The following is a 24,234-nucleotide window of genomic DNA, read 5'->3' as shown; positions in this document are numbered from 1 at the left end:
TTTGTGTTATGAAGCACTCGGGATGACAACCTTATGGTCAGCAATTGTAATGATCGGAATCAAATCAAAAAATCTTCATAAAAATTGGATATATTTGCGTCCCTTTTGACGCAAGAATGACTTGAAAACAGAATTATGGCTAAAAAGAAGAACAACGAAATTAATTTTGCCCCCCGTGGGATCGGAGATGAAAAAGACGGTGCCGTCCAGAAAGGCGTGGACATGCCGGCTCCCACAAAAAAGAAACATAAATCCCTAGGCTTGAGTGAAGATAATCTCAAAGCCATGTATGAGCAAATGTATCTTCAGCGACGGTTTGAAGAACGTGCCATGCAGCAATATCAAAAAGGAAAATTCGGTGGTTTTTTGCACCTTTATATAGGTCAGGAAGCTATTTCAACCGGCACCGTGTTTGCGCTGAATGATGACGATGATATCATCACTGCATACCGCGACCACGGATGGGGATTGTGTCGAGGTATCTCCCCGGATGAAGGAATGGCCGAATTATTCGGGAAGAAAACCGGATGCTCTAAAGGAAAGGGAGGTTCCATGCACTTTGCTAAAACCGAAAATCATTTTTGGGGTGGCTATGGAATTGTAGGTGGTCATATCCCAATTGGGGGCGGGCTCGCATTCGCAAACAAGTATAACCAAAACGGAAGAATATCAGCGACCTTCTTTGGTGATGGGGCTGTAGATCAAGGCGCCTTGCATGAGACCTTTAATATTGCTCAGCTTTGGGGGTTACCCGCTATATTTGTGGTAGAGAATAATGGATATTCTATGGGAACCGCTGCTCGTCGTCACACCGTCGCTGAGATCGTGGATCGGGCAAAAGGCTATGGAATGAAGAGCAAGGTAGTGAATGGAATGGACGTGTTTTCCGTATATGAAGCTATGAAGGAAGTTGCTGAAGACGTCCGAGAAAATTCTGAGCCATATTTCTTAGAGATTAGAACGTATCGCTATCGGGGCCACTCCATGTCAGATCCTCAGAAATACAGAACAAAAGAGGAACTGGAAGAATACCAGAAGAATGATCCTATCGAGCGACTGAAATCTTATCTGAAAGATGAGAAGATTCTTAAGGACAAAGAAATTGAGGAAATTGAAGAGAAGGTGGAACAGGAAGTATTGGATGCCGTGGATTTTGCGGACAACTCAGACTTCCCGGATGAGTCGGCGCTTTACGATGATATGTTTGCCGAAGATGAACCTTATTTCCATAACTAATTTTTAAACTGACTATATAAAGTAATGGCTGAATTACAATTTAGAGAAGCAATACGAGAGGCAATTGATGAGGAAATGGACCGTGAAGAGAAAGTCTTCATTATGGGTGAAGAAGTTGCCGAATATAACGGTGCGTACAAAGCTACCGAGGGACTTTTAGACAAATACGGCTACAGGCGCGTGATCGATACACCGATCTCAGAACTTGGTTTTTCGGGAATTGGCGTGGGAGCTGCAATGAATGGACTTCGTCCCATTGTGGAATTCATGACCTTCAACTTTGCGGTTTTGGCTGCCGATCAGATCATTAACCATGCTTCTAAAGCGGGTTACATGACCGGCGGACAAATTTCGATGCCCATAGTTTTTCGTGGCCCGAATGCCTCTGCAGGTCAGTTGGGCGCAACGCACTCCGTAGCTTACGATTCTATGTATGCTCATTTCCCAGGACTGAAAGTGATCTATACTTCTGAGCCGGATGATGCCAAAGGTCTTTTGAAATCTGCCATCCGCGATGATAATCCCGTAATATTTATGGAATCGGAGCAGATGTACGGAATGAAAGGCGAAGTTTCCGAAGAGGAAGACTACATCATCCCGATCGGAAAAGGAAAAGTGAAGCGGGAAGGAAGTGATGTGACTATTGTGGCTCACGGAAAGATGTATCACGTGGTGAAACAAGCAGCTGCTCAGCTTGAGAAAGACGGAGTGGATGTAGAGATCATTGACCCAAGAACGGTGAAACCACTGGATCTTCCATTGATCGTGGAATCCATCAAAAAAACAAACCGTTGTGTGGTGGTAGATGAAGCGCATCCGTTTGCAGGATTTGCGGCCGAGATCGGATTTTTGATCCAGCGGGAAGCGTTCGATTATCTGGACGCTCCCGTTCAGCGTGTGACCCTTCCGGATGTAAACGCACCATTCGCTAAAAATTTATTTGATGCCTGGTTACCGGATGCAAAGAATGTGATCGAGGCAGTTAACCAAGTTACCTATAGGAATTAGGCAAAAGTGAAAGGGCAAAAGTGAAAAGTTTTATTGTACTTTTCACTTTTGCGTTTTGCCTTTTTACTTTTACACCCATTACATTGAATTAAGCACAAATACGAATAACAACTCACTCAACAGTTTAGACAAAAGATTATGGCCATAAAGATTGAAATGCCGAAGCTCAGCGATACCATGGAAGAAGGGGTTATCGCATCGTGGAATGTAGAAGAAGGAGATAAGGTAGAAGCCGGTGATATTATTGCAGAAGTGGAAACTGACAAGGCTACGATGGAAGTGGAGGCCTTTGACGAAGGAACCGTACTCAAAATTTTAGTAGAAGCAGGTGATGCCGTCCCTCTTGGTGGATTAATGGCCGTGTTGGGTGAAGAAGGGGAAGATATCTCCGGGATCCTTGAAAATGCCGGTTCTTCTGATTCCGGAAAATCTGATACTGTAGAATCAACATCAGAGAATAAAGAAGAATCGAAAAGCAGTGAAGGTTCAGCTACATTGACTTCACCAAAATCTGAAAGCAGTTCAAGCACTGCTGAGGATTCAGCTGCTTCAACCGGTGAACACGGACGTATACTGGCATCCCCACTAGCTCGTAAAATGGCTGAGGATAAAGGCATTGATATTTCCAGAGTGAGCGGATCAGGTCCAAATGGACGAATCGTTAAAGCAGATATTGAAGATTATAAAGAAACAGCTCCTGCAGCTGCCCCATCCCAGAGTTTTGATAGCCTTGAAAGTCGTGAGGTGAAAGTTTCCCAAATGAGGAAAACTATTGCCCGACGTTTATCAGAGAGCAAGTTTAGCAATCCGCATTTCTATGAGACCATCGACATTGATATGAAAGCAGCTATGGCTGCTCGTTCTTCAATGAACGAAGCCAATGACGTGAAGATCAGCTTCAATGATATTGTGGTTAAAGCATGCTCTATTGCACTCACCCGCCACCAGGCTGTTAACAGCTCATGGCATGGCGATGTGATCAAAGAGCACGGAGATGTAAACGTGGCCGTTGCTGTGGCAATTGATGAAGGATTAATGACTCCTGTCATTCGTCATTCTGACAAGAAAGGATTATTACAGATCTCTTCTGAAACCAGAGAACTTGCAGGACTTGCACGCGACCGTAAACTTCAGCCCGAGCAGATGGAAGGAAGTACCTTCACCATCAGTAATCTGGGGATGTTTGGTATTGAAGAATTTACCGCTATAATCAATCCGCCGAACGCCTGTATTTTAGCAGTCGGAGCTATTCGCGACGTACCTGTTGTAGAAAACGAAGAAGTTGTTCCCGGTAAGCGGATGAAAGTGACACTGTCTTCTGATCACCGCATCGTAGATGGAGCGAAAGCAGCAGAATTCCTGAATACTGTTAAGAACCTGTTGGAAAACCCACTTTCGATGCTGTTATAAAATAGCACGATCAAAGTAATTGGAAGCCTCGTACTTGAATAAAGTGCGGGGCTTTTTTTGTACCGCAATAGCATAGAACGCGGATGACGCTGATTGGCCGAAAAATCGCGGAAGGATGATGTGGTATTGAAATAGACAAGGTTGGTCCAAGCAGACGCTTGAACCGGCTCGTGATTTACACCATTTTTATCAGTGACCATCCGCAAGATCAATCTCATCCGCGTTCCATTCACAAGTTTAATTCCAAAATACCTAGTTACATTTTCTAACAAACTTCTCAGAATTATTGAAATCATGAAATCTATTCTTTTTGCCACAACCATTTTTGTAATGACCTTGTCTGCAACGACGCACGCTCAAAATTCACCTAAAAAGGAAGTACAAACCACTATTGAAGTGCTATTTGAAGGAATGCTTGAAGCAGATGGACAAAAAGTAGCTGATTCTTTTACATCGGACGCCATTATGCAAACCATTGTTAAAAATGAACAGGGAGAGGTTTCTATAAGGAGTGGTGATCTGCAAGCATTTGTAAATAGTATTGGCTCTGCTGAACCCGGTAGATTAAACGAAAAGATCGGTGGATATGAGATCAAGGTTGATGGTGAGCTTGCTTCAGCATGGACACCCTATGAGTTTTATGTGGGGGAAGATTTTTCACATTGCGGAGTAAATTCTTTTCAGCTTATGAAAACTTCAGATGGCTGGAAGATCTTCCATATTGTGGATACACGTCGCAGAGACAATTGTGTAGATTAGCTATAAGCGGAGCATAACAGGATGGATCAAATGAAAAAACTGTCTTTAATACTATTGATAATGCTTCTTGGGGCAGAAGTTACCACAGCTCAGGTCAGTGAAGAACAAAGGACTAAAGATGTTCAAACCATTGACAACCTGATAGAGGCATTGTATGCATCAATTTCAGGAGATAAGGGAGAGCCGCGAGATTGGGAGCGATTCAGGAATTTGGTGATACCAGAAGCCAGATTAATTCCTACCGGTCGGAATGAGGATGGTGAAAATGTTTACAGGGTTTATAGTCCCGAAGAATATATCGGGATGAGTGATAACTATTTTCTTGAAAATGGTTTCTACGAATATGAGATAAATAGAGAAGAACATCACTATGGGAGAGTGGTTCATTTATTCAGCACCTATGGATCTAAGAACAGTAAGACGGATGCCGAGCCTTTTAATAAAGGAATAAACAGCATTCAGCTATTTAATGATGGAGAACGCTGGTGGTCAGTAACGATCTATTGGGCTCATGAATCGGAGTATAACCCCATACCTGAAGAATACAGCGGATCTAATTAATCCTGAGCTTTTAACAACCGGTCGATAAGTTTTGCTTTATCCGGATCAACATACATTCCGTAAGACATAATGAGGGTGCCCTTTACCCCATTATCAGATTTTATGGCATAAACCGAAGATTCACTGCCCGGGTCCGTTCCTTGGTCAAAGGAATGGGTTTCTACAATTGTGAGGTTATCGGTACTGTATTCCACGTCCAGTTCTTTACAGGTAATACAGTTGTCGCCCAACTCGTAAGTATGGTCGAATCCTTTATCCTTCAGAGACTCTACTGCGTCAGCTAAATCGTTGTACATAAATGTTTTACCTATTTTAGATTCATTATATAATACAAATAAAAAAAGCCGCTCGTTCAAGCGGCTTTTTAGAAAAAAAATAGAGCTGTAGAATTAGCCGTTATTTTTAATGTCTTGGATCTCAAGGCGAATTTCTTGGGCCAATTTCTTTAGTTCTTGAAGGCCTTTGCGAGCACGTGTACCGGCTGCTTTGTTACCCTTGTCGTAGAATTTAGTCATTTCTTCTGTTGCTTCTTCTACGAGATTTTTGATTTCGTCAACTCTACTCATTGTAGCTCCGTTAAATTATATGTTAGTTTAATTTTCTGTTTTCAGAAACTGCGTTGAAGCTATTCAATCGGGGCTATTGAGTCAAATAAAAAAAGCGTTTTTTATGGATAAAATGATCTTTTTTTACTTTTTATCTAATAAAAGTCACTTTTTTGAGATCAGGCCAGTTGGTAAAGTCGTTAGCAGTGGTGATTTTTACGGAATGCCCGAAATTATGAAACTCATCAGGAATGGATTCTTCTGCAAATGATTTCGGAATATCATCCCATGTAAATTCATGTTGAGATTCAGAAATTAGAATTTCATCCTTTTCATTTTTCGAAAATAGAAGGATCTCCGACTCGCTCATACTCTGTTCGATCGATTTGGTAAATTGTGGGAGGGGAAGATGAACCGTTTTTCCGTCTTGTTCCACAAGATTTGAGATGAGTAAATTTGGTGTAGAGTGAAGAGCATTAAGGGCTTTGGTATCGACATAAATACTATCCTCTTTTTTGGTTACGAGCCCTTTTTGAAAACCATGTATCCCAATAGTGGCGATTCCCTGATCGGCAAATAACCCTATAAGCCTTTTGTTCAAGTCTTTAATAGCCCTGAGGCGGGCATCTTCCCGCATCATTCCGGTCTGTATTAATCGGTCGGTGTAAGGGCTGTCTCCGTGAATGATGATTCCCTTTCTATCCCCGAGCTGTGCCAGTGACTTGGCAAAAGAAGTGAGAAATATGGAATTTTCTAAATGTTCGTGATCAAGGACCGCAATAAAAGACTTAGGCATTTATTTTTTTAGGGATGAAGACTTAAAATTAAAGGGGAGAAGATCTAAAGTGAGATGTTCAGAACTCGTTCCGTCAGCATGATGTAAGATGATATCGTTATAAGGTAAAAACTCCGTTATAACTTGTCGACACGCTCCACAAGGACTGCTTATCTCACCTTTCTTGGTATGAATTTCTAAACGGGTGAATTCACGGACACCGGCGGCGATCGCTTTTGATAGAGCAACTCGTTCTGCACAGAGTCCTTTGGTCCAGTCACTGACTTCAATATTAACTCCTTCAAGATATCCATCAGAAGTAAATAATAACGCAGAAACAGGGAAGTCTGAGTTAGGAATGACGGCCTGATCCAGAAGTTCCTTCAAACGTGCAGTGATATCAAGGTCAGCATTCCATTTTTTGTGAGGGTCTTCAAGTGGTGATTCCGGTAAAGAATCCGTTTTGATGATCTCGAGCTGAAATTCCTTTTTCCAAAAATGGAGCTGATCGAGTTCATCACCTTCAAGATAAAGTTTTGCCGGGATTTCTTTTTCACTCAAACAAATAGCGCATGCAGCCTGAACAGCGGGAATAGTGATCGGGTAAGAAATATTCTCTGTGCGAACACCTGCAAAAAGCTTTCCCGATCTGCTTTCAACTACACAGGCTTTACTCTTTCCTGAATAGGGGGCATAAGCACGATCATTTAGGGAACTCCAGTTCATTATGTTATTCGTTGATTGCGGAGTAAGCTGCATTAGCTACTCTGGCTCTTATTTGGCTGATGGTCTTACCATATGATCTGTTAGGAAAGGTTCGGTTTGTTAATAATATCACAACCATGTTTTTCTCGCGGTCAATCCAAAAGCTGGTGCCGGTAAAGCCAAGGTGACCAAAAGTATCGTCACTGGCAAGACTTCCGGCAGTTGAAAATCCTTCTTTACTCTTACGGTCAAAACCCAATCCTCGTCCGCTGTGTTCCGACTGTTCGCTGGTAAATAATCGTATAGTTTCAGGTTTCAGGTAATGACGGCCTGAATACACACCGTCATTCAATAACATGGTACTGAATTTTGCGATGTCTATACTTGATGAAAAAAGACCTGCATGTCCGGCAACACCGTCCATGAAATAGGCTCGTTCGTCATGAACCTGAGCCTGAACGAGTCCACGCCCGAATACAGTGTCTATTTCGGTAGGTGCGATCCGGCGTGAAAGCCAGCTGCTTTTAACAGCAGGATTGAAAAATGAACTATACATATTCATAGGAAAGAAAAGTTCTTTTCTTGAGTATGTGTCTAAAGGAAGACCTGACACTTTATGAATGATCTCCGCAAGTAAGATCATACCCAGGTCGCTATACACATATTTAGTTCCCGGTTCATAGGTAAGGGGCTCATTTTTAATAGCTTCAATAATGCCATCCCTGTTTTTGATGGAATCAACATATACTCTGAAAGGAGGCAGTCCGGTTTGATGAAGTAAGATGTCACGAATAGTGATCTCTCGTTTCTCATCCGTATCAAACTCAGGAAAGAAATCTGAGATCCGGTCGTCTAGACTAAGTTTCTCCTCATCTATAAGCTTCATGGTAGAAGCGGTGGTAGCCATAACTTTTGTCATGGAGGCCACGTCATATACATCGGTGTCTCTTACAGCTTCTGTTTTGTTGTAGTCCTGATATCCATATCCTCTGTTGTAAGCCAGCACACCATCTTTGACAACACCGACAACGGCACCGGGGAATACGGAATCACGAATGGCTTCGTTGATGATATCATCAATTTCAAAAAGTTTGTTATGGTCGAGCCCAACTTCTTCTGGCTGCCCAAATCGGAGAGTGGTATGATCCATGTGGATACCGGAACCAAGTTCATATAGGCCCGGGATCTCAATTGGAAGATTTGACGTAACCGTGGATGCTCCAAACAAAGCAGGTACAAGTCCACTGACTTGCTGACTAGAGTTATACCATCCGAGTACGTGAGCGTCTGCATTCTTCAGGTCTGATAGCACATAGGGGTTTCCAAAAGAAACAAGTATAGAGGGTTTATTCATTTTTAATACTTGTTGCAAGAATGACAATTGGTCCGGAGCAAGGTGAATGGATTGTCCGAATCTCAAATAAATGAAAGACCCTATAAGAACAAGATCCACTTCTTTAGCTTTACGAAGCATTTCCCGTTTATCTTCCTCACTGGTACGATTATCATAAATATGAAATGATACATTCGGGTGATAATCACGCAGCTGGCGTACAAAAGAACTTCCCGTATCTCCTGATCGGTCATCAGCTACGGAAATAACCATCATGCTTGGATATTCAGATGGCAAAATGGGCAGAAGATCCTTTTCATTCTTAAGAATAGTTACAGATTCCCTGGCTATACGATCCGATACTGCCCGGTGATGAGCCGTATTGATCTTTGTGTCCAGAGAAGAAATATCAACCTGATTTTGACTTTCAAAAAGACCGTACTGTTGTTTCCATAACATCAGTTTAAGAAAGGATTTGTTGATCCTTTCCTCTGTTATTTCACCCTGTGCAACAGCATCTTCAACTTCATTTATGGCTGTGTATACATCCGGGCTAATAAGCATTATATCAGCACCGGCATTCAACGCCCGAACTACTGCTCTTCCCGGTGAATACTTAGAAGTTATCCCGTTCATCTCAAGGCCGTCAGTGACTACCATTCCTTTAAATCCAAGGGAATCGGTAAGTATATGATTCAGTATAGTGGGATCGAGGGTGGCGGGTAAAAATTCATCGGTGTTTAAATAAGGAAAGGCAATGTGTGCACTCATTATACTGGAGATACCGCCATCTATTGCTGCCCTGAAGGGAATCAGTTCCAAAGAATCGAGACGGTTATAATCATAATTTACTACCGGTAAGTCACTGTGAGAATCTACATCCGTGTCACCATGCCCCGGAAAATGTTTTGCTGTCGAAACCAAACCTTCACTTTGTACACCCTGCATGAATGCCGTTCCAAACTCTGCTACCATATCAGGATTACCTGAAAATGAGCGGACATTGATAACAGGGTTGTCCGGGTTATTATTTACATCCAATACGGGAGCATATACCTGATGAACACCAAGAGCTTTTGCTTCAATGGCTGTGATCTTTCCCATCATAAAAGCATTTCGCTTATTACCAGTTGCTGCCACCCCCATTGCAGGAGTGAAGCGGGTTGTTCCTGAGATCCGCATGGCCGCACCAAATTCCATATCCTGAGAGATCCATAAAGGGAATTTTGCCATTTGCTGGAGTTTATTGGTCATCACAGCCTGGCCATAAATATCACCCCGCATAAAAATGATCCCACCTATATGATGTTTTTCCACCATTTCTTTTAGCTCGGTGTAAGATCGTGAATCACGGTTGGTGAATCTGCCTTCAGCGGGCACAAAGAATAATTGCCCGATCTTTTCCTTCAGTGGAGTATTGGTGACCAATGAATCCAGGTATTCATCCGACTGTATATCGAGTCGCTTTTCAGAAACATTCTTATTTACCCGTTGACCAAATAAGAACTCAGAAAGACTTTGAGCCTGAGCAAAGGTCCCGGTAGATAAAAAAATACTTATCAGAAGTAATAAAACTGCTTTAAAATGGCGTATCATAAATGTGACGATAAACTGTAAATGATATAACGATTGTAGCTCCCTAAATGTACGTGATAGTAACTGTGAACGCCAATGGTTTATTTTAAAACAAAGGCTTTAAGTTTTCCTGTACTGAGAATTGGGATCATTTTTTTTGAGAAGGAATACATATTCTGAAAAGCTTTCGGTAATAATCCTGATGAATTCATAATTTTACTTTATTTCCAGTCAGTAAATGCTCATTATTAACTATGATAAGTGACGAAAAAAAGGAAGAAGTACGCGCCGCCGCAGATATTGTGGAAGTAGTTCAGGACTATGTAAAGCTGAAGCGCTCCGGCAGTGGGTTTGTAGGGCTTTGTCCTTATCATGATGAAAAAACACCTTCCTTCAACGTTACCCCTCGGCTACAGATATTTAAATGCTTTGGCTGTGGAGAATCAGGCGATGTTTTCAAGTTTGTCATGGATCAGGAGGGCGTTGGTTTTACTGAGGCTATTCGTCAGCTTGCCGAACGATACGGTGTTTTTATTCCGGAGGAGGACGATCAGGAACCCAGTGAGAGTACACAACTGCGTGAAGGAATTTTACATGCGCTCAAATTCGCCGGTGTATTCTATTACAGAAATTTGATTGAAAATCCGGAGGCGGAAAAAGCACGGAAGTATTTGGAGGAGCGTGGTTATGGCCGTGAAGTTTTTAAAAAATATGGACTCGGATATGCACCTTCAGGTGGAGAAGAACTCTGTAAGGCAGCAAAAAATGCAGGTGTGGATGAAGAGTATCTTGTTGAAGCCGACCTGATCAAGCCAAGTAACCGCGGCAGCGGGTATTACGATACGTTTAGGGGACGACTGATGTTCCCGATCTTCAATCCAACCGGTAAAGTGATTGCTTTCGCAGGGCGTGTTCTTGGGAACGAGAAAACCGCGAAATACATTAATTCATCCCAAACCAAAGTGTACAATAAAAGTGAAGTAGTGTATGGGGTGAATTTCGCAAGGAATGATATACGCAAGAATAAGGAAGTGATCCTTGTTGAAGGCTATACGGATGTGATCACTCTGATGGAGCACGGCATTGGGAATGTAGTGGCCAGCAGTGGTACATCACTTACTCCGGGGCAAATGAAGATCCTTCACCGTTATGGAGATAAGATCATAATGATATATGATTCGGACAGTGCAGGACAAACAGCCATGAAGCGCGGGATCAATATTGCACTTGCGGAAGGGATGGAAGTGGAGTTGCTTGAACTTCCCGAAGATCAGGATCCGGATTCATTTGTGAAGCAGTTTGGGAAGGAGTCCTTTGAGGACCTAAAGAAAGAAGAAGCCGGCGATTTCGTAGACTTCCTTTTGCTTAAAGCCGGTGAAGAGGGACGATTAGATAAACCGACTGAGATTCCTAAAGTAATCACTGAGATACTTGAAGCGATCGCTAATATCAAAGATTCCATTCAGCGTCAGGTATATGTTCAGTATCTGCATCATAAAATGCAGAAGTTTCAGAAAGTGAAGGAAAGTGATCTTTACGAACAGCTGGAACGTGTGATGAATGATAAACGCTGGGAAGAAAAACGTTCTGAACGAAGAGAAGAGGTAAGGCAGCGTGTTCAGCAACAAAATGAAGGTTTGGGAAATGCTTCTGAAGAAGAACCTCCGCACCCGGGACAACGTACCGTTCAGGCTCAATCCTCAAAAAAGAAACCTCATTTTGAAAAAGAATTGATCCGTCTGATGATTACCTATGGGCGAGGTATGGTGGAATATATCTGTTCATTTACCAACTCCAAGCTATTTGAAGATGACGAGTTGCGTATATTCTATGAAGATATCATTGAGCGCTATAAAGAAGAGAAAGATTTCTCCATTAAGACTTATACCGGTGAAAATGATCCCTTTCCGCGACTTGTTGGTGATGTTTCCCTTGAACAACATTCTGCCAGCGACCGTCATGAGGAAAAGATTGGTTTAAAGTACGAAAAGGATAAAAACCCTTACAAAACCGCCAAAAGTTCGATCCGGGCTTCTGAGATAAGCTTTTATCGGCGCAAATTAAATGAACTAGCTGATAAGATCGGTAAAGTTTCCGGAGATGAACGCCTTGAGCTTATGCAAAGACAAAAGGATGTAAAGTCTAAACTGACAAGGAGAGAAACCACGGATCCCGATGACCTTTATCCCGATCCTGAGAAAGGAGTCAGCGATGAGGTGAATGAGAAAGTGTTTGAATATAAGATGAAGAGTGAGAAATGAGAATTGAGAGTTGATAGTTGAAAAAGTGATAGAAGTTGGGAACATCTCCAAACCTGACCAGTCTGAAATGGTTAACATGGAATACAAGTCAGACATGCCACCATCAACTCTCAACTTTCAGTCATCTATCTCACAATTGAGCATCCAGCGGATACCGAATTTGTCTTTTAACATTCCGTAACGGGCACCCCAAAATGTTTTTTCTAATGGCATGGTGATCTCCCCGCCTTCAGCGAGTGCTTCAAAGATACGGTCTTGTTCATCAGTAGCATCAAGAGTGATACTGAGCTGGACATTATTCTCTTCTTTAATATCCTTATGCGGAGCACCGTCCGAGAACATAATATGGATCTGCTCAGCTTTTAGTTCTCCGTGCATGATCTTTTCTCTATAATCGTCGTCAACGGGCATTTCGGTATCTTTGAAACGTTGCAGGGTTATGATCTCCCCATGCAAACAATCTTTATAAAAATTCATTGCCTGCTCACAATTACCCCGAAAAAATATATATGGTACGATCGTTTTCATAACTTAAGTAAGGTTAGTTACGGGTGAGTGCATATACTAAAATATTTGTACCCATTTGCAAAGCTTTTTGTCGTAGAGATTCTGGAGTGTTATGTACTTCAGGATCGGCCCAGCCGTCGCCAAGATTTGATTCATAGCTATAATAAGCAACAAAACGTCCTTCGTGGAAAATTCCAAACCCACGGGGCGGTTCACCGTCATGTTCATGGATCTTGGGAAGTCCGTTGTCAAAATTAAAAACCTGGTTGTAGATAGGGTGATCAAAGGGAACTTCAACAAATTCCTCTTCCGGAAAAACCTGTTTCATAACGGGACGAATATACTCATCCAGTCCATAGTCATCATCGATATATAAAAAGCCGCCATTTTGGAGATATTCCCTGAGGTTTCTCGCTTCCGAAGAATTGAGTATGATATTACCGTGTCCGGTTAGGAAAATAAAAGGGTATAGATGCAGGTCAGCGCTGCCAATAGAGACATCTTCATAATTCTCAGAGATCCGGATGGGAATATTTGACTTGGTGTATTGAATAAGGTTTTGCAGGGCTGAGGGATCGTTGTACCAATCACCGCCGCCTCGATATTTTGCACGGGCGATCTCAAATTCTCCTGATGTCTGAGCGGGGGCATGATCAGCAAAAAGAAAGGCTGAAATAAGTATAAGCGTGATGCGTATGATCATATCAAAGTGTGGGTCGTTTTACAAAAGTTTCAACGGTATCAGAAGCTACGGAACCAAAAACACCGATACCACCGTTTATATTGGTTATTACATTCTGGATCTCACCGGGAGAAAGGGTAGAGCCCCCAAGCTGAACTTGTTGAGACCTGACGAAATCGTAAATGTTATCATCTAATGTATTTGCCACGATTTTATTTTCTTCAAAAAACGCAATTCCTATCCATGGATATTTTACAGTGATCGATCCATCTCCATTGACCTCAAAATTTCCTTCATTGATAATTCCAGAACTGTTATTGGCGAATTGCTCAAGGTCTTCTTCCTTTTGATCACTGCTTTCATAACGATCGGCATAAAATGGAGTTAGTTTATCGGGAACAGGGTCCTGACTAATGGCATTAAATACAAAAATATTCTGGCGTCCGGGGTAGGAGCTTTCACTCAATCTGATCTCAAGTTGTTCAGAAGATTGATATACGATACTGTCTTGTACTCCACCAAGTACACTGAAAGTATCAGGGACCACGGTATGTGCAGTTATGATATCCTGAGAATCAGGAAAGTTAATTTGGATCTGGTATGTTCTATTTGGAAGCACGGTGTGTTCCTGATTGGATATGTAGATGCCTTGCTGAGAATTTATATAGGTGAATATCTGGTCTATATCACTTTCAGGTCCGGTTTCCAGCAGATGGACCTCAATAAGTGCATTACTTACTGCGGTCTCCTCAAAATCATAAAAGTCTAAAGCAGGTATAGTAGTGGATAGGCGTACAAAAGGAAGTTGCCGGTTGGCTACCAGGTATGATTCCAAGACATAAAATTCTTCATAATCATCCTGTTCATAGACTTCGCATGAAGTGATAGCAGTGATAGCCAATAGTATGGGGATCAAAATATTTTTCATGACTAGAATTTTACGGTGTATGAAATTGAAGGAAGGATAGGTAACATACTAATTTCGTCTACTCCCACCGGATTTTCAGAGAAATCGTAATTTAAGAACCAGGTGTTCCGGCGAGAATATACATTGATGATCTGAAACTGCAGTTCAGAATCCCCAAGGTCAAAGAATCTGCCGGATCTTGAGAAAGAGACATCCATCCTGTGATAATTCGGAAGTCGAGAGGCATTTACTTTTCCTACTGTAAATGCATTCCTGTTGTTGTTATCCCAGGGAAGGTCAAATTGTACATAGCGCCCTAAAACTTTAGTGTACGATTGTCCGGTCGCAAAATTAAAGGAGAGGGTAGCTTTCCATTTATCATTGAACTTATAATTTCCTACTACATTCATATCGTGTCGCCGATCGTATTTTGGAGGGTAGAAACGTGCAACCTGATTTCCCTCTGTAACTTCTGCATTATATCCGGGAAATTTTCTCCAGGTATAGCCCAGTGTGTAACCAATAAAGCCTGTAAAATTCCCTCTTCGTTTTTCAAAAAAGACCTCCATTCCATAAGCGTATCCCTCGCCAACCCGGAACAGATCTTCATATAATAACCCAGAGACGTCAGGAATGAACGGGTCGAGTTCAAAAAGATCGTTCATGTTTCTATAGTAGAATTCAATATCTAACCCATAGTCGGTAAAAGGAATGGTTTTAGTGCCTATTACAAATTGGTCACCGAAAGCAGGAGAAACTCCTTCTGCGGAGGTAAGCCATACGTCAAAGCCTGAGAAAGCTTCGTTTGTAATAAGAGTAAGGAATTGATTGTAGCGTCCATATGCTGCCTGTAAACGAACACGATCCACCGGGCGGAATTCCATGGAAAACCGAGGTTCAATACGCATATAATCTCCATCCGAAAAATAATTAAATCTGACCCCGGGGGTGAAGATCCAGCGCTCGGAAGGGCGGTATTCATCCTGAATATAAAAGGAGGCGTATTGATTCTGTATACGACTTTGAAAAGTATTTTCGTTGTCAAAACTATCCTGAAGCCTTAAAGTAAAACTCCCTGCCCAAACTCCGGTTTTAATTTGATGGTTATTTCCCGGTAAATACTCAAGGTCAGCCTTCAGCGAAAAATCATAAATGTTATTTTCTCTTGTAAATGGGGTTCCGGCAATGTTGAATTTTGGGAAATTGAAATATCGAGAACCGGTAAGGACGAAATTCGAGAATAAGTTTTCGGAAAAGATATGTGTCCAGTTGCCACTTAAGGTTTGGTTTCCATAGTCGAGATTGAATTCAGAGTCATCTCCAAATGGGAAGCTGACCCGATCCTGACCTGCATAGAACGCCAAAGAAAGTTTGTCATTTTCTGTCGCATCCAGGTTAACTTTTCCGTTGAAGTCATAGAAATAGAATTTACTGGGGATATTATCAATAGATTGGCGAAGCCCTGCTAGCAACGGTTCCAGGGTAGAGCGACGTGAAGCCAGCATCCAGGAGCCTTTGCTATATGGTCCTTCCACAGATAGCCTGGAAGCTAATAAGCCAACAGTAGCTGAGCCGGTGGTTTCATTTCGATTTCCATCTTTATTATAAATGGTAAGCACCGACCCAAGCCTTCCACCGTATTCAGCCGGATACCCTCCTTTATATAGCCGCACATCTTTAATGGCATCAGGGTTGAAGGTTGAAAAGAACCCGAAAAAGTGACTGGGGTTATAAACTGTAGTTCGGTCTAATAAGATCAGTGTTTGATCGGGACTGCCACCACGGATATACAACCCGCTTGAAAAATCAGAAGCGGCTTTTACACCGGGTAATAGCTGTACGGAACGGAATACATCAGCTTCAAAAACAGAAGGTAATTCTTTAATGAGTTCGGTATTGATCTGTGCTGTTCCGATGTTTTTTTTCTCTTCTTCTTCAACCCGGGAGCGAACGATGATCTCATCAAGCTCGATACTCTCGGGAACCAACTCAATATCAAGTCGAAGACTTTCGCCTGGCTCCAGTGTAATCTCTTTCCGGTAAGGACGATATCCAATGTAGCTGCAAAACAGGATATAGGTTCCCGGTTCAATATTTGGAAGAGTAAAGTACCCAAGTGTATTACTGGAGGCTCCTTTATTGATCTCCTGAAACCCAACATTAGCACTGATCAGTGTTTCACCTGTTTCTGAATCCGTTACGTATCCATTTATAGAGGCTGATTGTGCAATAACTGAAGAAGAACCCACTAAAAAAAATAACAACACAAATAGATAAGATTGCCGCATATAAAAAAAGAATAAATGCTTGTAGTTTTGTTCTGTTAACGTAAATACAAGTATTTAGTTGAGTTTAAATTTAGGTTTTCTTGAATGGATATAAGCTGTAAAGAATAATTATAATCCGAGGTTCCCTTGTTCATTTTCGCCGGGGATGTCGAGCTCAGTACCCAATTCCCGGTTTATGTTCTTTATAAAATGAGCGGAAAGCATCGGAGATTCCTTCTCCATGTTTTGATGAACGAAGAAATATAGTTTTTCCATTCCCTGTTCTTTCCAGAATGTAAGACGTTCCACCCAGTCGTCCAGCCTCGTATAATCACTCTCATGGTTGGCTCCTACATATCGGATAAAAGCAACAGGGGAGGTTAGTCGCATGTGCAGCAGATCACGCCTTCCGGCTGTATCCGTGATCACATTTGCTACTCCGTGCTTTTCAAAAAGCTGATATACCTGATCAGCGACCGTGGCATCATTAAACCAATCGGTATGCCGAAGCTCAATAGCCAGTGGTATATCATCAGGCCAGATCTCAACAAAACGCTGCACTCGATCAAAGTCTTTGGGTTTGAAATCATCTCTGAGTTGCAGAAAGATCATTTCAAGCTGATCGCCAAATCCACGCATGCCGTGAAGGTATTCCTCAAGTGGAGCTTCAACTCCTTTGAGCCTCTTAAAATGTGAGATGCTGTTCACAACTTTTGGAAAGAATTTAAAACCGGATGGTGTTTTATCTTTCCATTCCTGAGCCTGTTCCGGGCCATAGGTTTTGTAATGAGTGGCATTTAATTCAATGGAGTTAAACTGCCGGGAGTAATAGGTGAGTTCATCTTTAGTGCCCCGGGGATAAAATCCTTTCAGATCTTTTTTATTCCACTTTGCACAGCCTACATATGCGTCGAGTTTATCACTGCCCATTTGTTTCAACACTTTAAGAGTGTCGGGGTGATCTTCAGGGAGAGTGAAGTCAATGGAACCGGGATTATCTACACTGCCAAATTTCATGTGTTCGTTATTGGTTATTCGTTATTTGTGGGCTCCCAATATAACGAATAACCAATAACGATTAACGAGTTTCGATTACAATAAAGAGCTTAAAATTTCGTATATTTGAGGCAGTTCATTGACGTATTGGGGGTGTTCTGGATTCGACGGGTTGAGTATCACCGTTGGTTGCGTGTCGAGATTGTCCAATGATTCTCGTAATAACAATCATTATGGAACAAAAGTAATTGACAATAATTACTCATACCGCTTAGCAGCTTAAACTGTTGAGCCGTCCCGCCGGTTAAGTGCCTATCATTGCCGGCCCGGACGTCATACAAGATAGGATAGCGTTAGAGTGCTTTCTGTCGCTTTAACGTGAAACTTTAACAGGATAGTTTGAAGTCGCTTAGGTACTGGGCTCGGCTTCAGGCGAATGTCAATCAGTACCTACACATGTAGATGCTAACAGGTCTACCTTCTCGGACCGGGGTTCGACTCCCCGCACCTCCACAATACAATACATTACATTTCCAAAAAGCCAAAGTGCCTTAAAAGCGCTTTGGCTTTTTTCATTTTCAGGTGTAATGCAGGTAAAAAATCTTTAACTAAACACTCCTATTTTAAGAATCAGGTCTTGTTATACTTTGTTAAATAGAGGGTGTAAGCCCTCTTTTTTATTTGATGCTGTTTTATTCACTGTAAAGTTTCTTCATATTAAAACAGAATTTTTCTTACGAAAAGTACCAAGATATTAAAGCATTACATTCAAAATTATAGAAATGAAGTTACCTTTTGTTCTCGCGAAAAAGTTTGTAGCCGGAGAATCTTTTACAGATGCCAAGCCTAAAGTTGAGCATCTAAATGATAAAAAAATCAAGATCACGCTGGATTTGCTTGGGGAAAATGTTGAAGATCGTGAAACGGCAGATGCTACCGTTCAAAGTTATATAGACCTGATCAATAGTATAAAAGAGGCCCAATTGGAAAGTAACATTTCTATCAAGCTCACTATGTTGGGTCTCGATATAGACCGTTCGTACTGTAAAGACAATTTATTTAAGCTTTTGGAAGTCACCCGTGAAAATGATCAGTTTGTACGAATTGATATGGAGGGGTCTGACTACACACAAGTTACTATAGATTTGTTTAAAGAGGCTTATAAGGAATTTGGCAAACATGTTGGAATTGTAATACAAGCTTATCTGCATCGAAGTAAGAATGACATTCATGAGTTGGCAAAAATTGGGGCAGATGTACGAATCTGTAAAGGTGCATACAGTGAATCCAAAGAAATTGCATTGCAGAATATGGATGCCATTCGGGAAGCCTATAAGGAGTACACCAAAATATTGTTAGAGGAAACTCCTTACCCAAGGATAGCGACGCATGATGACAAACTCATAGAATGGGTAAAGGCGTATACGAATGAAAATGGGATTGGAAAAGACCGCTTTGAATTTCAAATGCTCTACGGTCTAAGGCAAGAAACTATGGAAACGTTTGTGGAAGATGGGTATAACGCGCGGATATATGTTCCATTTGGAACGATGTGGTTCCCGTATTTTAAAAGAAGACTGATGGAGCGAAAAGAAAATATATGGTTTGTGATTTCGACAATGTTTCAGAAGTAACAGAGTAAACACTCTGCATTGCAGATGAAGTATGTGAATGGAAATTTTCAAGCCAACCAATCATCAATACAATAACCCTAACGAGAACGGACAGACCAATTATGAAATCGAAAAATAACACATTTAACATGAAGGCCTTTTTGTCTTTATTAATGCTATTTGTGATCTTTTCAGCAACGGTAGATGCTCAAAAACGATCTTTACCAATAGACACTGCTTTAGTCCAAACTGATGAAGTCACGATCAAAGGACAAAAAGTTCCTTATAAAGTAACAGTTGGAACACAACCTGTATTCGGAGAGGATGGTGAGGCGGATGCTTCATTATTTTTTACTTTTTACGAGCGAACCGATGTAAGTAATAACGAAAACCGTCCAATTTTTATCTCTTTTAATGGAGGTCCGGGCGCGGGTTCTTTATGGATGCATTTGGGATATACCGGTCCTAAGCGGTTAAAGATCAGTGATGAAGGATATCCGGTTCAGCCTTATGGAGTGGAAGATAATCCACATTCCATTCTTGATGTGGCCGATATTGTATTCGTGAATCCTGTAAACACCGGTTTTTCGCGTATTGTAAATGATGGGAAACCCGAACAATTTTTCGGGGTGAATGAGGATTTAGCTTATCTGGCTGATTGGATCGATACATTTATATCCAGACATGAAAGATGGAAATCTCCAAAATATTTGATTGGAGAAAGCTATGGTACACCAAGGGTATCCGGGTTAGCCGGGCAATTACAGGGCCGTCACTGGATGTTTCTGAATGGTGTTGTTCTGGTTTCACCAACCGGTTTGGGGCTAGAGCCTGAAGGCCCGACACCGCGTTCCTCTGTACTGAAAATGCCTTATTATACGGCTGCAGCCTGGTATCATAATCAGCTTACCCCGGAATTGCAGAACAGAGATCTTACCGAAATTCTTCCTGAAGTAGAAGCATTCACACTTGATGAGTTATTACCTGCACTAAGCAGAGGTGGTTTTGTAGATGAAAACCGCAAAGCAGAACTAGTAGAGAAAGTAGCGAGATATGCCGGCCTTTCAGAAGAGCTTGTTGAGGACTACAACCTGGCGGTTCCGGCTTCAGCTTTCTGGAAAGAATTACTTCGGGATGAAGGATTTACCATTGGTCGTTTAGATTCGAGGTATAAAGGAATTGATAAAACAGATGGGGGGGATTCATATGATTATCCTGCTGAATATTCGTCCTGGAAGCATTCCTTTACACCTGCCATAAACCATTACGTTCAAGATGTTCTTGGGTTTAAGACTGATCTGCAATATTACGTTTCCGGACCTGTGAGACCCTGGAATAGAGAAGGAAATGAAACAGGGGAAATGCTACGCCAGGCCATGGCTGAAAATCCGAACCTAAAAGTATTGGTGCAAGCGGGTTATTATGATGGGGCCACGGATTATTTCTCTGCAAAATATACTATGTGGAATATTGACCCGAGTGGAAAAATGAAAGATCGGTTTAGATTTGAAGGATACCGAAGCGGACACATGATGTATTTACGGACAGAAGATCTGGAAACTTCTAACGAACATATTCGTGAGTTCATAAGAAATTCATTACCCGAACAAGGGGCACCCGCTAAATACTAAACTAATTTTCAAGACAGTATTTATGCAACCAGAGTCATAAATCATGGCTGTGGTTTATTTATATAGAGCGGTAACATTGTAGATGGGAAGTTATTGTAAAGTAAAATTCGTTTTTCAATATTTTACACAGTTTCCTTGTGTTTTTGCTTTTAATAGTAGAAAATACAGAGATCAAAATATGGCAATGATTAGTTAATCAAGAATTAAAATTAAGATCAAATGAAAATACAGATACCACTATTATTAATGTTAGCGATACTGTTTTGTATACCCAATTTGAGTTGGGCACAAACAGGGACAATTGAAGGGCAGGTTACAGATGAATCAGGAGAATTCCTGATCGGTGTAAATGTTACGCTTCAAATTGAAGGAAGAACATTGGGTGCATCAACAGATATTGATGGCTCCTATACAATTACAGGGGTTCCCGCAAGAACGGTAGAAGTAACTGCACGATTTGTTGGTTTCAGAACTGAAACCCAGATGGTGGATGTTACAGCAGGTCAGACAACTACTGTTGATTTTATATTGAGTACCTCAACTATGAATCTGGATGAGTTAGTAGTAACCGGTACGGGTGGTACGGTAGAACGGAAGTCATTAGGACACACTATTTCCTCAGTTGAGTTCGGCGGCATCGAAAATGTCTCTACTACATCTGTGCAGGATGCCCTGACCGGAAAAATTGCCGGGGTGAATATCAATGCTCAAAGTGGTGCTATTGATCAGGAGCCTAAGATCCGTATTCGTGGTACTTCAAGTTTATCCATGACTAATCAGCCGTTGATTTATGTTGATGGTGTACGTGTAAACGGTGGCGGTGGATTTGCCCCTGGATTTGGCGCTGGTGGATTGGGTTCTCCTTCAGGCCTTTCAAATATTAACTTTGATTCTATTGATCGTGTTGAGATCCTTAAAGGACCTGCAGCAGCAACGCTATATGGTTCTCAAGCCAGTTCAGGTGTTATACAGATCTTTACCAAGCAGGGAAGGCAAGAGTCAGCGCCTCAATTTGAGGTAGAATTAGGTACTACTTTGTACCAGATGCCAAACCGATTCAAGACGAATGCCGGTTTTGCGGAAAATGCTACAGAACAACAAAACATAAGTAACATCTTAGGTGTAAACGTAGATCTGTATGAGCCTTTTGAAACTCCTATCAACCTGATCGATCTTTATAATATAGGTGTAGGACAAGAGATCTCTGCTTCGGTTCAGGGTGGAGGAGAGTCAATGACTTATTTCTCAAACTTGAGATATACATACACCGACGGTCCTTTCGACCCGAGCCCAGCAAATTTTAATGGAGGTGCAGTTGGTGAGGCGAACGATCTTTATAAAAAGATCTATTTCACAGGGAATTTGAATTTCATGCCTAGTGATAATCTCACCTTGAAAGCTCAAACCTCTTATACAAACTCAGACATTAGCATCTACGAAAGTGGTATTACTATTTATACCCCTACCAGTACTTCTCGATATGCTAAACCTGAAAGAGTAGGTCAGGCAAGTCAGTTTGATACCTTTGGTATCCCGATTTTTGCTACAACCAGAGAAGGGACCTACCCAACAGTGACTGATAACACGAATCAGGGGCGAGTAGTACTTAAAGTTGATTATTTCCCTACAGATGAGCTTTCTTTTGACTTTTCTGGAGGGCTTGACTACAGAGACCAGCGCAGTGCTAATTTTCTTGCCTTTGGTTACAATGTAGATGGCGTGGCACCTAACGGTGATGGCCAAATTCAGATCGGTACCCGTCAGCAAATGGTATTGTCACTGGAAGGTAAGATGAACTGGATCAAGGATATTAATGAAGACCTAAGGTCTTCTTTTGTAGCCGGTTTCCAGGCCTATCAGGAAGAACAAAATACTGCGAGCTCAACCGGTACCGGCTTTTCCGGACCCGGATTAGAAGTATTGGGTGCAACAGCGTCTCAGACATCAAATTCCTCTTTCCAGGAAGTTGTGAATGCTGGTGCATTTATTCAGGAGCAAGTTGATTATGGCGACTGGATCTACCTTACGGCCGGCTTGCGTATGGATGCAAGTAGTGCTTTTGGAGAAGATTTCGATTATGCAACCTATCCAAAATTTTCAGCATCCTTCATCCCTACGACAGCATTTGATTTTGAGATCAATAATGTCTCTTCATTCAGGGTTCGAGCCGCATGGGGGCAGTCAGGTCAGCAGCCGGGTGCTTTTGACAGGTTCACAACTTTTGTTCCTGTGAATTCAGCAGAAGGTGCTGGAGTGCTTCCAGGAAACCCCGGTAACAGAGATTTGAAGCCGGAAGTAGCAACTGAATGGGAAGCCGGTTTTGAAATTGGTTTATTTGATGATAAGATCGGTTTTGAAGCCACTTACTGGGATCGTGTAGTTGAAGATGCATTGATCGACAGAACGTATGCCCCATCCGGTGGATTTACCTCATCACAGCTTACTAATGCCGGTGAACTCGTAGCCAATGGTGTTGAATTAGGGATAAACAGTAATGTAGTTCAAAATCCTAATTTCACACTTAACGTGTTTGCCAATGCGGCCTACATTAAAGAAGAAGTGACATCATTAGGTGGCGAACCGCCGATCAAGATCGATGCTTCTTATATTCGTGACCGAATGTTTATCAAGGAAGGATATGCCCCGGGTTCTTATTTTGGAACCAAATTGCCGGAAGGTATCGCGTTTCCTTTTGACAGTAATCAGGATGGTACTCCTGACAGCCAGTCTGAATTGGAAGCTTATTTCTCAGGACCGGTTGATCCAGGCTCATTTAACTCAGCCATCATGGTTGCAGGTCCAAATGGAGAAGCTCTGACAGGTGGTTCTACATACCTTGATCACTATTTAGGTAAGCCAACTCCCGATTGGGAAGGGGCTTTTGGTTTCACAGCGAATCTGTATAAGAACTTCTCTGTGAGCAGTCGTTTCCAGTATGCTACAGGAAACTACTACCACCATAACCTGACTGATGCATTCCGTAGAGTAAACAGTGCTATTGGCCGAAATACATTGAGTGCTTCAAGACTTGAGTCAGTACTTAAAAATCCTGCAAGTTCTGCTTCTGAACGTATAGAAGCTGCACAGGAGTGGGTAAATAACAATGTATCACTTTCCCCATTTGATGGGTTAAATGAAATTGAGAAAGCTGACTATATTAGGTGGACTAATTTGAGTATTTCTTACCAAATTCCTAATGAGACAGTTGAAAGACTTGGTTTGAACGGTGCTTCACTGACGTTATCAGGTAACAACCTGGCGCTTTGGACTAAGTATGGAGGAGTTGACCCTCTTGCTACCGGAGAAGCTAGTTTAGGGCAGGGAGCATCTCTGCAAGAAAACTTTGGTGGCGGAATGGATACCTACGGTACTCCACTGCTTAGAACCTACGCCTTAACATTAAAGTTTGACTTTTAATTTAATGACGTCAGTACAAACAATTTTTCACTCAAATTATTTTCAA

19 protein-coding genes and 1 other RNA gene are annotated in these 24,234 nt (G+C 41.8%); 10 read left to right on the top strand and 10 right to left on the bottom strand.

Annotation, left to right across the window (positions count from 1 at the left end; genetic code table 11):
• The first annotated feature begins 135 nt into the window (after nt 1-135).
• The 5 genes from pdhA (at nt 136) to ACFSVN_RS08970 (ending at nt 4,974) form a co-directional block, all read left to right on the top strand.
• Entirely contained in the window at nt 136-1,236 is a 1,101-nt protein-coding gene (pdhA, locus tag ACFSVN_RS08990) for a pyruvate dehydrogenase (acetyl-transferring) E1 component subunit alpha (RefSeq protein WP_390301256.1), read from the top strand.
• A 24-nt stretch (nt 1,237-1,260) separates the two neighbouring features.
• The gene (locus ACFSVN_RS08985) at nt 1,261-2,244 is read left to right on the top strand and encodes a pyruvate dehydrogenase complex E1 component subunit beta (protein WP_390301253.1); all 984 of its coding nucleotides are present in this window, start codon (nt 1,261-1,263) and stop codon (nt 2,242-2,244) included.
• A gap of 138 nt (nt 2,245-2,382) precedes the next feature.
• The gene (locus ACFSVN_RS08980; protein WP_390301250.1) at nt 2,383-3,654 is read left to right on the top strand and encodes a pyruvate dehydrogenase complex dihydrolipoamide acetyltransferase; all 1,272 of its coding nucleotides are present in this window, start codon (nt 2,383-2,385) and stop codon (nt 3,652-3,654) included.
• Nucleotides 3,655-3,948: 294 nt separating this feature from the next.
• The gene (locus ACFSVN_RS08975) at nt 3,949-4,413 is read left to right on the top strand and encodes a nuclear transport factor 2 family protein (RefSeq protein ID WP_390301247.1); all 465 of its coding nucleotides are present in this window, start codon (nt 3,949-3,951) and stop codon (nt 4,411-4,413) included.
• A 21-nt stretch (nt 4,414-4,434) separates the two neighbouring features.
• Nucleotides 4,435-4,974 carry a hypothetical protein gene (locus ACFSVN_RS08970; protein WP_390301245.1) on the top strand — a complete coding sequence of 180 codons (540 nt, stop codon included), beginning with the start codon at nt 4,435-4,437 and terminating at the stop codon, nt 4,972-4,974.
• Here ACFSVN_RS08970 and ACFSVN_RS08965 read toward each other — a convergent pair.
• From ACFSVN_RS08965 to ACFSVN_RS08945, 5 genes are all read right to left on the bottom strand, one after another.
• The gene (locus tag ACFSVN_RS08965) at nt 4,971-5,270 is read right to left on the bottom strand and encodes a hypothetical protein (protein WP_390301242.1); all 300 of its coding nucleotides are present in this window, start codon (nt 5,268-5,270) and stop codon (nt 4,971-4,973) included. The two genes, ACFSVN_RS08970 and ACFSVN_RS08965, sit on opposite strands and share 4 nt — an antisense overlap.
• Before the next feature lie 93 nt (nt 5,271-5,363).
• On the bottom strand, nt 5,364-5,540 hold the full coding sequence (locus ACFSVN_RS08960) for a histone H1 (RefSeq protein WP_290873054.1): 177 nt from the start codon (nt 5,538-5,540) through the stop codon (nt 5,364-5,366).
• Between the two features lie 130 nt (nt 5,541-5,670).
• On the bottom strand, nt 5,671-6,315 hold the full coding sequence (locus ACFSVN_RS08955) for a hypothetical protein (protein WP_390301238.1): 645 nt from the start codon (nt 6,313-6,315) through the stop codon (nt 5,671-5,673).
• A complete protein-coding gene (locus tag ACFSVN_RS08950) occupies nt 6,316-7,020 on the bottom strand; it encodes a cytidine deaminase (protein ID WP_390301236.1) in 705 nt (234 codons plus the stop codon).
• 4 nt (nt 7,021-7,024) lie between these two features.
• Nucleotides 7,025-9,928 carry a glycoside hydrolase family 3 N-terminal domain-containing protein gene (locus ACFSVN_RS08945; protein ID WP_390301233.1) on the bottom strand — a complete coding sequence of 968 codons (2,904 nt, stop codon included), beginning with the start codon at nt 9,926-9,928 and terminating at the stop codon, nt 7,025-7,027.
• A 233-nt stretch (nt 9,929-10,161) separates the two neighbouring features.
• On the opposite strand from ACFSVN_RS08945, the gene dnaG reads away from it, so the two are divergent.
• Nucleotides 10,162-12,168 carry a DNA primase gene (gene dnaG, locus ACFSVN_RS08940; protein WP_390301230.1) on the top strand — a complete coding sequence of 669 codons (2,007 nt, stop codon included), beginning with the start codon at nt 10,162-10,164 and terminating at the stop codon, nt 12,166-12,168.
• A gap of 117 nt (nt 12,169-12,285) precedes the next feature.
• Here the strand turns inward: dnaG and ACFSVN_RS08935 are convergent, their stop codons facing one another.
• The 5 genes from ACFSVN_RS08935 to ACFSVN_RS08915 all read right to left on the bottom strand — a co-directional run bounded on the left by ACFSVN_RS08935 (nt 12,286) and on the right by ACFSVN_RS08915 (nt 17,548).
• The gene (locus ACFSVN_RS08935; protein ID WP_390301227.1) at nt 12,286-12,696 is read right to left on the bottom strand and encodes a VOC family protein; all 411 of its coding nucleotides are present in this window, start codon (nt 12,694-12,696) and stop codon (nt 12,286-12,288) included.
• Between the two features lie 13 nt (nt 12,697-12,709).
• Nucleotides 12,710-13,378 (bottom strand): DUF4159 domain-containing protein, encoded by a 669-nt coding sequence (locus ACFSVN_RS08930; protein WP_390301224.1) that lies wholly within the window; start codon nt 13,376-13,378, stop codon nt 12,710-12,712.
• A gap of 1 nt (nt 13,379) precedes the next feature.
• Nucleotides 13,380-14,285, bottom strand: coding sequence for a DUF4249 family protein (locus tag ACFSVN_RS08925; RefSeq protein WP_390301221.1), 906 nt, complete (start codon nt 14,283-14,285; stop codon nt 13,380-13,382).
• A gap of 2 nt (nt 14,286-14,287) precedes the next feature.
• A complete protein-coding gene (locus tag ACFSVN_RS08920) occupies nt 14,288-16,552 on the bottom strand; it encodes a TonB-dependent receptor (RefSeq protein WP_390301218.1) in 2,265 nt (754 codons plus the stop codon).
• Nucleotides 16,553-16,660: 108 nt separating this feature from the next.
• Nucleotides 16,661-17,548, bottom strand: a complete 888-nt coding sequence (locus ACFSVN_RS08915) for a DUF72 domain-containing protein (protein WP_390301215.1) — start codon at nt 17,546-17,548, stop codon at nt 16,661-16,663.
• Between the two features lie 128 nt (nt 17,549-17,676).
• Between ACFSVN_RS08915 and ssrA the strand changes: the two genes are divergently transcribed.
• From ssrA to ACFSVN_RS08895, 4 genes are all read left to right on the top strand, one after another.
• Nucleotides 17,677-18,043, top strand: a transfer-messenger RNA (tmRNA) gene (gene ssrA / locus ACFSVN_RS08910).
• Nucleotides 18,044-18,309: 266 nt separating this feature from the next.
• Complete coding sequence (locus ACFSVN_RS08905; protein WP_390301212.1) at nt 18,310-19,161, top strand: proline dehydrogenase family protein; 852 nt, start codon at nt 18,310-18,312, stop codon at nt 19,159-19,161.
• Between the two features lie 101 nt (nt 19,162-19,262).
• Entirely contained in the window at nt 19,263-20,771 is a 1,509-nt protein-coding gene (locus ACFSVN_RS08900) for a S10 family peptidase (RefSeq protein WP_390301209.1), read from the top strand.
• A gap of 276 nt (nt 20,772-21,047) precedes the next feature.
• Nucleotides 21,048-24,188 carry a SusC/RagA family TonB-linked outer membrane protein gene (locus tag ACFSVN_RS08895; protein WP_390301206.1) on the top strand — a complete coding sequence of 1,047 codons (3,141 nt, stop codon included), beginning with the start codon at nt 21,048-21,050 and terminating at the stop codon, nt 24,186-24,188.
• Nucleotides 24,189-24,234 lie beyond the last annotated feature (46 nt).

The sequence above is a fragment of the Gracilimonas halophila genome, assembly GCF_042684365.1.
Lineage (GTDB): Bacteria > Bacteroidota > Rhodothermia > Balneolales > Balneolaceae > Gracilimonas > Gracilimonas halophila.
Note: the sequence above shows the minus strand (reverse complement) of the source record. Positions and strands in the feature narration are given on the sequence as shown.